Below are 12228 nucleotides of genomic sequence, written 5' to 3'. Positions count from 1 at the left end.
TTTTTCATGGCCGACGTCGGCCGAAGCGCTGCCGCTCAGGGCAGGATAGCCAGCACGTTCTCGGGCGGGCGGCCCAGCGCGACCTTGTCGCCGGCCACCACGATAGGCCGCTCGATCAGGCGCGGGTGCGCCACCATCGCGGCGATCAGCGCCTCGCGACTGAGCGCCGGGTCGTCCAGGTTCAGCTCGGCGTATTCCGGCTCCTTGCGGCGCATCAGCTCGCGCGGCGCCAGGCCGAGCTTGTCGAGCAAGTCGGCCAGCGTCGCGGCGTCGGGCGGGGTGGCCAGATACTCGACCACCTCCGGCGCGATACCGCGCGACTCCAGCAACGCCAGCGCCTCGCGCGACTTGGAGCAGCGCGGGTTGTGATAGATACGGACGGTCATGGCGGGCTCCTCGATACGATCAGAATGGCTGCAGTGTAACGGCCGCCCCGCGCCGCTGCCACCATCCTCTGCCGCATGATGCTGGTCAGCACTGCCGAAACCCGGCACAGTAGCCGGGTTAGCACATCAGGATAGTCTCATGAACGGTTTCGCCTATCTCGCCATCGCCATCGTGGCCGAGGTGATCGCCACCAGCTCGCTGAAGGCCACCGACGGCTTCTCCCGGCTCGGGCCGAGCATCTTGGTCGCGCTCGGCTATGGCATTGCGTTCTGGATGCTGTCGCTAGTGCTCAAGACCGTGCCGGTCGGCATTGCCTACGCGCTGTGGTCGGGCCTGGGCATCGTACTGGTGACGGTGGCGGCGATGCTGCTGTACGGCCAGAAGCCGGACCCTGCTGCAATCGCCGGCATCACGCTGATCATCGCCGGCGTGGTGGTGCTCAACCTGTTCTCGAAAATGAGCGCGCACTGAGAGCCTGTGCAAAGTCTTTTTGCGGCGGCGGTCGTCCCCTGCCGGCGCAGCGCGAGGAGAGAGTCCCGCCGCAGAGTCGTTCACTGCCAGGGGCGAACGACAACGCGATGCGCCGGCAAGGGACGGCCCCGTAGGGCTGGCCGTAAAAAGACATCGAACAGGCTCTGAGATGGGCGTGCGTTTCTGGCACGGAGTGGGCTGAACGCTGCGCGAGGCGCACGACAGCACCTCGCTCGGCCAGGAGCGATAGCGGCATCCCGAGCGGCACGCTGCCGCTACGGATGGCCGCCGGGCACGGCCAACGTCTTACGACGTCACCTCGAGCTGCCACAGGTCGTCCTGCAACCGCTCGAAGCGCTCGGCCACCACCTTCTGCGCATCCTGGACGGCGCGGTTGTAGAGGGCCGGCCCGATCTGCTCCGCGACGAAGCAAAGCAATTGCTGCACTTCCAGGCCGCCGAGTTCGCAGTCGTGCTCGGCGGCGAGCCTGCGCTGCAGCGCGGGGGCCAGTTCGGCCAGCTGGGCCGGGCTTAGCCAGATGGGAGTCGCCATGGACTGTTCTCCAAATGATCACCGACGGACAAACAAACGCCCGGACAAGCCGGGCGTTGCGATCGGGCAGGGTGCTTAGCGCGGCTTGCGCGGTGCGCTGAACAGCGCAGCGGTCTGGCCATGGCCACGACCGCCCTGGCGGCCGCGCGGCGGGTTCGACGCGACGCGGTTGCCGTTCACGTCCTGTTTCTTCGCCGGGATCACGTTGCCGTTCACCTCGCGCGGCGGCGGCGGCATCACATTGCCGTTCGCCTCGCCGCGCTGGGTCTGCTGCTTGGGCCCGCGACGCTGGCCGGCATGGGCGGCCGGCTGCTGCTGACCCTTGCCCTGCGGTGCGCGGTCACGCTGGCCTTGGCCGTCCTGGCGCGCCTTGGCCTGGCCCTGCGGCTTGGCCTGAGCCGGTTTGCTCGGCTGGGCCGACTTGGCGGCCTGCGGCGCCTTGGCCGTTTGCTGGGCCGGTTTGGCCTTGGCCTGGCCGTTGCCGCGACCCTGCTGGTGGCTGCCGCGGCCCTGCGGCGCACGCCCGTCTGCGTGGCCGCCACGACGCTGGCCACCCTGCTGCTGACGGCCACGCACGATCGGCTCCGGCGGTACGGTCAGGTCGGCTTCGAAGCCCGGAATGGTGAACTGCGGCACCGGCTTCTTGATCAGCTTTTCGATGTCCTTGAGCAGCTTCAGCTCGTCGACGCACACCAGCGACACTGCCTCGCCGCTGGCGCCGGCCCGGCCGGTGCGGCCGATGCGGTGCACATAGTCCTCCGGCACGTTCGGCAGCTCGAAGTTGACCACATGCGGCAACTGGTCGATATCGAGGCCGCGCGCGGCGATGTCGGTGGCGACCAGCACCTGCAGGTCGTTGCTCTTGAAGTCGGCCAGCGCCTTGGTGCGGGCATTCTGGCTCTTGTTGCCGTGGATCGCCGCGGCCGGGATGCCGCTCTTGTCGAGCTTCTCGGCCAGGCGATTGGCACCGTGCTTGGTGCGGGTGAACACCAGCACCTGCTGCCAGCTGCCGTCCTTGATCAACTGGGTCAACAGCTCGGTCTTCTTGTCGCGGTCGACCAGGTGCACCTTCTGGTCCACCAGCTCGTTGGCGGTATTGCGCCGCGCCACTTCGACCAGGCCCGGATTGTCGAGCAGCTTGTCGGCCAGCGCCTTGATGTCGTCGGAGAAGGTCGCCGAGAACAGCAGGTTCTGACGCTTGGCCGGCAAGAGCGCCAGCACCTTCTTGATATCGTGGATGAAGCCCATGTCGAGCATGCGGTCGGCTTCGTCGAGCACCAGGATGTCGACGCCCGACAGGTCGATGGTCTTCTGGCCGGCGTGGTCGAGCAGGCGGCCCGGGGTGGCGACCAGGATGTCGACCGGTTTGCGCAGCGCGGCGATCTGCGGATTGATGCCAACGCCGCCGAACATCACCATCGATTTGAGCGGCAGGTACTTGCCGTAGGTGCGCACCGACTCTTCGACCTGGGCCGCGAGCTCGCGGGTCGGGGTCAGCACCAGCGCGCGCGGGCGGCCGGCGCGCTTGACCGGCTGGGCGGACAGCAGGTGCAACAGCGGCAGGGTGAAGCCGGCGGTCTTGCCGGTGCCGGTCTGAGCGGCGGCGAGCAAGTCGCCACCCTGGATCACTTGCGGGATCGCCTGCGCCTGGATCGGCGTCGGCGTGGTGTAACCGGTGTCGGCGACGGCACGCAATAGCGGTTCGGCCAATCCGAGGTCGGCAAAAGTGGTGGTGGTCATCTTGTAGCTATCCTGCGACGGCCTGCCGCATGGTGCGGCCCCCATTCAGCCATCGTGAGAGACATTGCGCTTGGGCATGGCGGGACGTAGTGGCCGCCAACCGGTCGGAATGGGAATCAAGCGGGAAAGGCCGCCAGTTTACCGGGGAATGTGCACGCCCGGCAAACCCTGCCACTCCGTGCAACCTCATTGTCAGCCATGAAATACAAGACACACCGCATAATGCTTGGGGCATTCCTCTCCGTCTGTCATGGTCAAGCGGCTGCTCGCCCTCCGGCCGAGCCTCGTCGCCCCACTCGGCCTGGGCGCGCCTACGCTGCTGCCGGCGGTGGAGGGTTAAGCCTGTTGACGCTCTCGCGGGCGAAACGGCTAATGGGGCGAAACAGACCGGCATGTTGGGGCTCATTTCAGCGCAGGATGACCCGAGTGCCGCAGATCGTGGGCTGGCTTCCGGCCACAAGCCAGCGTCCGGCAAACCCGCTACACTGTCGGGCTTTCGACCAGCGAAACCCGACTCATGGCGCTCAAAGCCACCATCTACAAAGCCGACCTCAATATCGCCGACATGGACCGCGGTTATTACGCGAGCCACAACCTGACCATCGCCCAGCATCCATCCGAGACGCTGGAGCGGATGATGCTGCGCCTGGTGGCGTTTGCGCGCCATGCCAGCGAGACGCTGACGTTCACCAAGGGCCTGTGTGCCGACGACGAGCCGGAGCTGTGGCAGAAGAACTATGCGGACGAGATCGAGCTGTGGGTGGACCTGGGCGAACCGGACGAGAAGCGGCTGAAGAAAGCCAGCGCGCGCGCCGAGCAGGCAGTGCTGTATAGCTACGGCGGCCGCGCCGCCGAGGTGTGGTGGCCGCAGATCGCCGGCAAGCTCGACCGGCTCGACAACCTCGAGGTGTGGAGCATCGCCCCGGCAACGTTGGCCGAACTGGTCGAACTCGTCGAGCGCAGCATGCAGCTGACCGTCACCGTGCAGGACGGCCAGATGTGGGTTGCCGACACCGGCCGCAATGTGCTGGTCGAGTTCGTACGCTTGAAGGAAGCGAAGCACTGAGGCCTTATCCTCGCCACACGAAAAACCGGGTCGCTAGTCCCTAATGCCGTTCACTTAAGCCGTTCAGTCCGGATTTTAGCTTCGAAGAACGCTTGGAAGTAACAAAAAAGCACCGTTTTTCCACCTTGGTGGGCGGTGCTTTTTCCTTAAGTGAACGGCATTAGTCGCTAGTCCCGGTTTTTTTACGCCCGCAGACTGATCGACGGGGCCGCGATGCCGGCACCGGCCGACACAGGAGAAGGGCAGCCCCGGCAAGGGGGCGGCGCCGTGCCACGCGGCCTCCGTGGTTCGTCGAGCAGCATGCCGATCAACAGGCTCTCCTGTCCGGCCCAAATCACCAACAGGCCGAGCAGGTGGCCGGTGGCGGCGGGGCCGCCGGACACCATAATGCGGCCATCGTTCGATTCGACGCCGGTGTCGCCCAGCTCGCGCAGGCGCTCGAGCGGGCCCGGCAGGCAGTCGCGCCATCCCCGCTCCGATCCGGTCGTCTCGCCAGCCTCGAAGGCCCTGTCACGGGTCGCGACGGCGACACGACTGTCGGCCGATCGCACCGACCCGCAGTGGCCTGGCCCGGTCATGGCCTGTGCCTTCGGCATGATTGTCAGCAACCACAACCATAAAGCCAGCAGCCCCAGCCATAAGGCCAGGCTGCCGAGCCGGCGCCATGTCTTCATACCCGGCCACCGTTCAACCAGCACCACAGGCGCCGCAGCAAGCCGAGCGGTGCCGGCCCCCTCGGCGTCGCGACAGAGTCGGTCGACAGGCGCGACAGCAGCAAGCGGCGTTCGGCCAACAGCAGCCGGTTCAGCGACAGATGCTCGTCCTGCCCAGCCGGCAGGTCGGGGCGGGATAGCAGTGGAGAATAGTGCCAGGGGCTCATCGCAACACCTCCAGAAGGTCAATGCATCGCATCGAACGGCCGGATCGCGGCCGCGTCTTGTTCTGGGGTTAATGCTAGGGAATGGCCCGTAAAAAAACGGCAAATTACTTTGCCATAGGCATAAAGAAGCCGTAAAAACCGGCCGATGGCAAAAAAGGTTGGCCGAAGCCAACCCCTTAATTTGTCGTGACGAGCCGGCCGCTGTCAGCCGAACGCCAGTGCGTCCATCGCCACCGAGCGGTGCTCGACACCGGCGTGAAACAGTGTCGAATCATGGCCGCCGGCACCGAGCGCGAAGAACAGCGGCAGCAGGTGCTCGTCGGTCGGGTGGTTCTCGTCCGCGTACGGTGCGCGCGCCTTCCAGTCGAGCAGCGCATCGATGTCGCCCTCGGCCAACCTCGCCAGCATCCAGTCGCGGAAGGTACTCACCCAGGCCGGCACCTCGGGGTCGTTCCACATCACCTCGTAGAGGTTGTGCGTGAGGCTGCCCGAGCCGATCACGAGGATGCCCTCATCGGCGAGACCCGCCAGCGCGCGACCCAGCGCGTAGTGCGCGGCGGCATCGGCGCGCGGCAGCACCGACAGCGCAACGACCGGCACGTCGTGCCCCGGGTACATGGCCAGCAGCGGCACCCACGCCCCGTGATCCAGGCCATCGCGGTGGTCCGGCTCGACGGCGATGCCGGCGGCGGCGAGCTGCTCGCGCACCCGCTCGGCTACCGCCGCGTCGCCCGGCGCTGGGTAAGACAGCTCGTACAGTTCGGCGGGAAAGCCACGGAAGTCGTAGATGGTGCGCCAGCTATCGACGCTCGTCACCGTCGGCGCCAGCGCCGGCCGGTGCGCCGACAGCATCACCACTGCACGCGGTACCGGGTGGCTCGCCGCCCAGTTGCGCCATGCGGCCGGTGCCGGCGAGCCGTCGATCAGCACAGATGGGCCGCCGTGCGACAGGAACAGGGTGGGAAAACGCGTGCTCATGGTGAACTCCTTGCAGGGGTACGGCATCCGGAAGGGGACGCCGCACGGTTATTGGTAACTCTACTCGTCATTGACGGGGCTTACTTCGCCGTGCGGGCCAGCGGTTTCAGCGCAAACGCGCCGTCGCCGAGCAGTGCCACGGTCAGCGCCGCCGCCACCAGGAACGCCGGGTATTCCCAGCCGCCACCCTGATTGGTGAACGACCAGCCGTTATGCGCATGGCCGAAGATGGTCGCGCCGAGCAGCAGCGGGACCAGCAGCGCGGCAGCCTGACGGCCGGCGATGCCGAGGATCAGCAGCACGCCGCCGCCGATTTCGGCCAGCATCGTCAGATAGGCGAGCGGAGCCGGCAGGCCCAGCGACGCGAAGTATTGCGCCGTGCCGGCCGGGGTGAATACGAACAGCTTGGTCAGGCCGTGCGCCAGAAACATCACGCCGAGCGACAGGCGCAGAACGAAGGCGGCGTAAGGGGCGGTGCGGGAATCGATCATCGGAATCTCCTTGGGGGTGGTCGGTGCCGTGTTCGGCATGTCGCTATTAAAGACCATTGCCCATCGACCAATAAACACGCAAAAATGCAGTAAATTGCTGAATATTTAGCAACAATAGGAAAGGGCCCGATGGACCTCGTCAACGCGATGCGGGTGTTCCACGCGGTAGCCGACAGCGGCAGCTTCACCGCCGCCACCGAGCGGCTGCAGCTGTCGCGCGGCATGGCGACCAAGTACGTGAACTGGCTGGAGCGCCATCTGGGCACCCGGCTATTGCAACGCACCACGCGGCGGCTGGCGCTGACCGAGGCGGGGCGCGACTATCTGGCGCGGGTCGAGGTGATCCTGGCGCAGATCGACGAGGCCGAAGCGGTCGCGAGCCAGACCAGCGTCGAGCCGACCGGCACACTGAGACTCAACGCGCCGCTGGCGTTCGGGCTGCGCCATCTGGGCAGCCTGATCGCCAAGTTCCGGCGGCGCTACCCCAAGGTCACGGTCGAACTGGAGCTGACCGATAGGCGCATCGACATGCTGGCGGAAGGCGTGGATCTGGCGCTGAGGATCAGCGACGCCCCTGCCGACAGCACGCTGGTCGCACGCCCCCTGGCGCCGATCCGAATCGTGGTGTGCGCATCGCCCGGCTATCTGGCCGAGCACGGCACACCGGCGACGCCGGAAGGGCTGGCACGCCACGAGTGCCTGCTCTACACGCTGAGCCAGCCGGCCGACCGCTGGACGTTCGGTCCGGAACGGACGGTGACGGTGAAGGGCGGCTTTTCGGCCAACAACGGCGATGTGCTGCTCGACGCGGCGCGCGTCGGTCTCGGCATCATCCGCCAGCCGACCTTCCTGGTCGGCGACGACCTCGCAAGCGGCCGGCTGGTCGAAATCCTGACCGACTATCCGCTACCGTCGCTGCAGCTCTATGCGCTGTATCCGCACCGCCAGCACCTGCCGCGCAAGGTGAGGGTGCTGCTGGAGTTCCTAGAAGCCGCGTTCGCCGCCGCGCCGCCGTAAACGGGCGGAAAAGAGCGAACCTGTTCAAAGCTTTTTTTTGCGGCGGCGGTTCCACGTGAAACCCGCTGTGTACCTGATTCGCCCCCCGTCTGTGTCTTTGCTCCGGCCGACTCGCTGCCTAGCATCGGGTCATTCCTTTGCAAGACGAGGCCGCGATGAGCACGCAAGCGATTCCGATCAAGATCTACCCGCGGCTGACCCGCGGCCGTTTCAACAACTGGCGGGTGGTCGCCGTGCTGCTCACCCAGCTGGTCTACCTCGGCCTGCCCTGGCTCTCCTGGCGCGGTCGCCAAGCGGTGTGGTTCGACCTGCCGGGCAACCAGCTGCATCTGTTCGGCCTGACGCTGTGGCCGCAGGACTTCGTCTACCTGGCGGCGCTGTTGATCTTCTGCGCGATCGCGCTGTTCTGGTGGACCGCGCTGGCCGGTCGGCTGTGGTGCGGCTTCTCCTGTCCGCAGACGGTGTACACCGAGATCATGACCTGGATAGAACGCTGGGTGGAGGGCAAGCCGCGCCAACGCCAGACGCTCGACGCGGCATCATGGTCGCTGCGCAAGCTGCGGCTGAAAGCCACCTCGCACGGGCTGATGATCGCGTTTTCGCTCGTCACCGGCTTCACCCTGGTCGGCTACTTCGTGCCGATCCGCACGGTCGCCGCGGCACTGCCTGGCGGCGCGCTGACCGGCTGGCAGTGGTTCTGGCTGCTGTTCTACGCCGGCTTCACCTACCTGCTGGCCGGCCGGCTGCGCGAGAGCGTCTGCAAACACATGTGCCCGTACGCGCGCTTCCAGGGCGTGATGTTCGACCCGGACACGCTGGTGGTGTCGTACGACGCCGTCCGCGGTGAGCCGCGCGGTGCGCTGCGCAAGCACGATGCCGACACGGCACGCGGCGACTGCGTCGACTGCGGGCTGTGCGTGCAGGTCTGTCCGACCGGCATCGACATCCGCGCCGGCCTGCAATACGAGTGCATCGGCTGTGCCGCCTGCATCGACGCCTGCGACACGGTGATGGACAAGCTAGGCGCACCGCGCGGGCTGATCCGCTTCGCCACCGAGAACAGCATGGCGGGCAGGGTCGCCGAGCGCGACATCCCGCGCCGCATGCTGCGCCCGCGGGTGATGATGTATTCGGCGCTGATGCTGCTGGTGCTCGCCGCCAGCGCGGCGATGCTGGCGCTGCGCACGCCGTTCATCGTCGACGTGCTGCGCGACCGCGCCTTCCTGGTGCGCGAAACCCCGGACGGCTGGCTGGAGAACGGCTACACGCTGCATCTGGTCAACACCCGGAGTACCGTGCAGCGCGTGGCGTTGGGCGTCACCGGGCTGCCTGGAATCCGGCTGGCGGACGCGCCGGTGCTGACCCTGCCGCCGCAGGCGGACCGCACCGTGCAGCTACGCGTTCAGGCCAGCCCCGACGCGGCCGGGGGAGGCAGCCACCCGATCCGCTTCACGGTAAGGTCGCTGAGCGAGCCCTCGCTCAGTCACAGCGAGGAATCGCGCTTCATCGGCGAATAGGCGCCGCTAGCCAGCCGAGCGATCTCGTCCGCCAGCCAGCCGAGCAGGTCGGCCTGGCTTTGCGGCTCGTAGTAGCTGGCGTTCAGGCGCAGCGCCGCGACCGGGACGCCGGGCGGGTAGCAGAGCTCGCCCGGCGCGAAGTGGATGCCGACCGCGAGCGCCGCCTGCTGCAACCGGGCGATGTCGAAACCGGTCGGCAGCGTCAGCCACAGGAAATAGCCGCCGGCGGGCCGGCTCACGCCGCAGCCGGCCGGCAAACGCTCGACGAGCAGCGCGCGCATCGCCCCGAGCCGTTTGGCCAACGCGGCGCGCAGGCCCGCCAGCGCCGCCACCTCGCCGTGGCCCGCGAGCAGCTCGGCAAGGGCCAGCTGGCTCGGCAGCGGCGAGGCGAGTGTCTGGCTTTGCTTCAGCTGCAGTGCCGCCTCGTGCCAGCGCCCGGCCGCGAGCCAGCCGACCCGGTAGCCGGGCGCCAGCGCCTTGGACGAGCCCGCGCAGTACAGCACCCGCCCCTCACGGTCGAGCGCCTTCATCGGCGGCGGCGCCAGCCCGGCCAGCGCCAGTTCGCGGTAACTGTCGTCCTCGATGATCGGCAGCTGGTGGCGCTCGGCCAGGTCGAGCAGCGCGCGCTGCTGCGCCTCGGACAGGCACTGGCCGGTCGGATGCTGGAAGGTCGGCATCACCGCGACGCCGGCGACCCTGCCTGCCGCCGCCTCGCGCTCAAGCAGAGCGAGATCAAGCTCGCCGGCAGCATCCAGCCCCAGCGGCAGCACCGCGATGCCCCACTGCGCCAACAGGCCGAGCAGCCCCGGGAACGCCGGCACCACCACCGCCAGCCGCGCCGGCCCGCCGCGCGTCGCCAGCTGCACCGCCAACGTCAGCGCCTCCATCGCACCACAAGTGACGATCAACTGATCCCAGTCGAGCGCCACGCCCTGCGCCCGGTAGCGCTGCGCCAGCTGGCGGCGCAGCGGGACGAAGCCGGCCGCGTCGAGCCCGGCGAGTGCCGCCGGGTAATCGACAAGCGCTCGCGCCGCTGCGCGCGCCAGCGCACGGCCGTCGAACAGCGCCGGATTGACGAATGGCGAGCCCCACGCTGCCAGTGGCGGCTGGGCGGCGGACGGCACCGAGCCGGCTACCACCCGGAAGCCGGCGCGTGGCAGCGCCTCGATGAAGCCGCGCCGTTCCAGCTCGTGGTAGGCGCGCTTGGCGGTGGTCATGCTGACGTGCTGCGTCGTGCAGGTGGCACGCAGCGACGGCAGCGCGTCGCCCGGCCGGTAGCTGCCGCGCTCAATCGCCGCCACAAAAAACTCCACCAGCGTGGCAAACTTGGCCATTCCTACGGGTTCGGATCTCATGCCGGGTGAGTGTAACGGAGAAGCGCCGAACCCGCCGCGTCGAGACCTGGCCCTCATCGTCATTGTGCGGCCCGGTACCACATCAGGAGTCCTGCATGTTCCGACCCATCCTGCCTATTGCCCTGTCGGCGCTCTTGCTCGCCCTGCCGGCGCTGGCCGCCGGCGGCCCGGAACCGAGCTACCGGCTCGATTGCGTGCCCGATGTCGGCCGCAGCGAGAGCCTGGCCGACTGGCTGCGCCTGCGGCTATTGCTGCGCGGTTTCGACGAGGAGACCGACCACCCGACGTTGCGGCTGTGCTTCCGCATCGACGCTCAGCAACGCCTCATCCCCAGCCCGGGCATGGGGGTCGGCTACGGCGGTTGGGGTGGAAGAGGATGGGGCGGTGGCTACTGGGGCTACGGGGCTTGGTGGGCCTACGACGTCGAGATGGTGCCGGTGGCCTCGCTTGTGGCGCAGCGCCCGGACGGCAGCGTCTACTGGCAGGGCAGCCAGGACATCGCTGATGGCAGCGCGGCGGCGCTGCAGGACGCGCTGCGCCGCTTGGTCGAGCGACTGCCGCTAGACTGATGCCATCTCCCGCGGCGCTACCCCGACCCGTTGCCCGGCCAGCTCGACCCGGTTTCGCCCGCCCCGCTTGGCCTGGTAGAGCGCAGCGTCGGCAGCCGCCAGCAGCGGCTCTAGCCGGTCAAGGTCGGGACGCAGGCAGGCCAGCCCGATGCTGACCGTCAATGCGATGCGGTGTTCACCGAACGCCACCGGTTCGGCAGCCATCGCCGTGCGCAAGCGTTCCGCCACCCGCTGTGCCTCGCTCACGGAGGTACCCGGCAGCACCACGCAAAACTCCTCGCCACCATAGCGGCCGATCAGGTCGCCGCGCCGACAGCACTGGCTCAGCCGCTCGGCGAACTGGCGCAGCGCCGCATCGCCGCCAGCATGGCCGTAGCGATCGTTGATGGTCTTGAAATGGTCCAGGTCGATCATCAGCACCGCGAGCAGCGCCTGCTGCCCGACCTGCCGTTCGGCCAAGCCGAGCAGGGCACGCCGGTTGTAGAGTCCGGTCAGCGCATCGCGCTCGGCCAGGCTGGCGATCCGAGACAGCAGCTTTTCATTGGAGATCAACAGCCCGCCAAGCACCAGCGCGAAGAACAGCAGGTTGGCCGCGAACTGCAGTGCGTGCTGGCTGGCGTTGGCACGCAGATCGAAGTCGGCCGGTGCGGCCACGATCATGGCGAAACGCACGATAAACACGGCCATCAGGAGACCAAGCACCAGCGCACTCAAGGTATGACCGGGCGACTTGAGCAGGCGGCGCGTCGAACGGACCTCCCAAGCCATCGCAGCGCATAGCAGCAGCATCGTCATGGTCGCCACCAGCAAGCGGACGCGCAGTAGATCGTCGAGCGTGGCGGCAAGCAACGCTGCGAGTGCCACCGCCAGCCCTGCCGCGGAGCCACGCCACGGCAGCGTCTTGCCGTGCGACTGGCGCAGCCCGAACCACAATGCGGCCACGAAGCCGAACGACAGACTGTTGAGCACGGGCACACTGAACAGCAGCGGCAGGTGGTCGCGATACGTCACCAGCAGCGAAAACAGCGTGTTGGCCAGGCCGCCGAGCGTCCAGGTCAGCAACTCCTTTTCCCCGCGGTTGCTGCGCCACAGCAACAGCATGGTCAGCGTTACCACCACGCTGTAGCAGGTCTGTATCAAATAACTGGTCGGGCTGTCGATCCAGAACATGAAGCCTCCCCGGCGGCATCATCATCTTGTGATTA

14 protein-coding genes are annotated in these 12228 nt (G+C 67.6%); 5 read left to right on the top strand and 9 right to left on the bottom strand.

Translation table 11 applies throughout. From position 1 onward, the window contains the following. Nucleotides 1-35: 35 nt before the first annotated feature. On the bottom strand, nucleotides 36-386 hold the full coding sequence (gene arsC, locus QU481_RS06165) for an arsenate reductase (glutaredoxin) (RefSeq protein WP_289829051.1): 351 nt from the start codon (nucleotides 384-386) through the stop codon (nucleotides 36-38). Nucleotides 387-525: 139 nt separating this feature from the next. On the opposite strand from arsC, the gene QU481_RS06160 reads away from it, so the two are divergent. Then, nucleotides 526-858, top strand: coding sequence for a DMT family transporter (locus QU481_RS06160; RefSeq protein WP_289829050.1), 333 nt, complete (start codon nucleotides 526-528; stop codon nucleotides 856-858). A 306-nt stretch (nucleotides 859-1164) separates the two neighbouring features. Here the strand turns inward: QU481_RS06160 and QU481_RS06155 are convergent, their stop codons facing one another. Together QU481_RS06155 and QU481_RS06150 are read right to left on the bottom strand one after the other, a co-directional pair. Beyond that, nucleotides 1165-1410, bottom strand: coding sequence for a DUF2164 domain-containing protein (locus tag QU481_RS06155; protein WP_289829049.1), 246 nt, complete (start codon nucleotides 1408-1410; stop codon nucleotides 1165-1167). Nucleotides 1411-1485: 75 nt separating this feature from the next. Beyond that, nucleotides 1486-3150 (bottom strand): DEAD/DEAH box helicase, encoded by a 1665-nt coding sequence (locus QU481_RS06150; RefSeq protein WP_289829048.1) that lies wholly within the window; start codon nucleotides 3148-3150, stop codon nucleotides 1486-1488. A 517-nt stretch (nucleotides 3151-3667) separates the two neighbouring features. Between QU481_RS06150 and QU481_RS06145 the strand changes: the two genes are divergently transcribed. Further along, nucleotides 3668-4216, top strand: a complete 549-nt coding sequence (locus QU481_RS06145; protein ID WP_289829047.1) for a YaeQ family protein — start codon at nucleotides 3668-3670, stop codon at nucleotides 4214-4216. 182 nt (nucleotides 4217-4398) lie between these two features. Here the strand turns inward: QU481_RS06145 and QU481_RS06140 are convergent, their stop codons facing one another. The 4 genes from QU481_RS06140 to QU481_RS06125 all read right to left on the bottom strand — a co-directional run bounded on the left by QU481_RS06140 (nucleotide 4399) and on the right by QU481_RS06125 (nucleotide 6565). Beyond that, nucleotides 4399-4890, bottom strand: a complete 492-nt coding sequence (locus tag QU481_RS06140) for a hypothetical protein (protein WP_289829046.1) — start codon at nucleotides 4888-4890, stop codon at nucleotides 4399-4401. Then, complete coding sequence (locus QU481_RS06135; protein ID WP_289829045.1) at nucleotides 4887-5096, bottom strand: hypothetical protein; 210 nt, start codon at nucleotides 5094-5096, stop codon at nucleotides 4887-4889. Before QU481_RS06135 ends, QU481_RS06140 begins: the two co-directional genes overlap by 4 nt. Before the next feature lie 204 nt (nucleotides 5097-5300). Further along, a complete protein-coding gene (locus tag QU481_RS06130; RefSeq protein WP_289829044.1) occupies nucleotides 5301-6074 on the bottom strand; it encodes a DODA-type extradiol aromatic ring-opening family dioxygenase in 774 nt (257 codons plus the stop codon). 80 nt (nucleotides 6075-6154) lie between these two features. Continuing rightward, nucleotides 6155-6565 carry a DoxX family protein gene (locus QU481_RS06125; RefSeq protein ID WP_289829043.1) on the bottom strand — a complete coding sequence of 137 codons (411 nt, stop codon included), beginning with the start codon at nucleotides 6563-6565 and terminating at the stop codon, nucleotides 6155-6157. Nucleotides 6566-6694: 129 nt separating this feature from the next. On the opposite strand from QU481_RS06125, the gene QU481_RS06120 reads away from it, so the two are divergent. Next, complete coding sequence (locus QU481_RS06120; protein WP_289829042.1) at nucleotides 6695-7582, top strand: LysR family transcriptional regulator; 888 nt, start codon at nucleotides 6695-6697, stop codon at nucleotides 7580-7582. Nucleotides 7583-7737: 155 nt separating this feature from the next. Then, on the top strand, nucleotides 7738-9099 hold the full coding sequence (gene ccoG / locus QU481_RS06115; RefSeq protein ID WP_289829041.1) for a cytochrome c oxidase accessory protein CcoG: 1362 nt from the start codon (nucleotides 7738-7740) through the stop codon (nucleotides 9097-9099). On the opposite strand, the gene QU481_RS06110 is transcribed toward ccoG, so the two are convergent. Then, a complete protein-coding gene (locus QU481_RS06110; RefSeq protein ID WP_289829040.1) occupies nucleotides 9066-10433 on the bottom strand; it encodes an aminotransferase-like domain-containing protein in 1368 nt (455 codons plus the stop codon). The genes ccoG and QU481_RS06110 overlap by 34 nt on opposite strands. A gap of 116 nt (nucleotides 10434-10549) precedes the next feature. Here QU481_RS06110 and QU481_RS06105 point away from each other — a divergent pair, with 116 nt between their 5' ends. Then, nucleotides 10550-11023: a hypothetical protein gene (locus QU481_RS06105; RefSeq protein ID WP_289829039.1), complete on the top strand. Its 474-nt coding sequence runs from the start codon at nucleotides 10550-10552 to the stop codon at nucleotides 11021-11023. Here the strand turns inward: QU481_RS06105 and QU481_RS06100 are convergent. Beyond that, nucleotides 11015-12193 carry a GGDEF domain-containing protein gene (locus tag QU481_RS06100; RefSeq protein WP_289829038.1) on the bottom strand — a complete coding sequence of 393 codons (1179 nt, stop codon included), beginning with the start codon at nucleotides 12191-12193 and terminating at the stop codon, nucleotides 11015-11017. The two genes, QU481_RS06105 and QU481_RS06100, sit on opposite strands and share 9 nt — an antisense overlap. Between the last annotated feature and the right edge of the window lie 35 nt (nucleotides 12194-12228).

It is taken from the genome of Crenobacter oryzisoli (genome assembly GCF_030385785.1).
Taxonomy (GTDB): Bacteria; Pseudomonadota; Gammaproteobacteria; order Burkholderiales; family Chromobacteriaceae; genus Crenobacter_A; species Crenobacter_A oryzisoli.
This window is presented reverse-complemented; position numbering and strand designations above follow the sequence as displayed.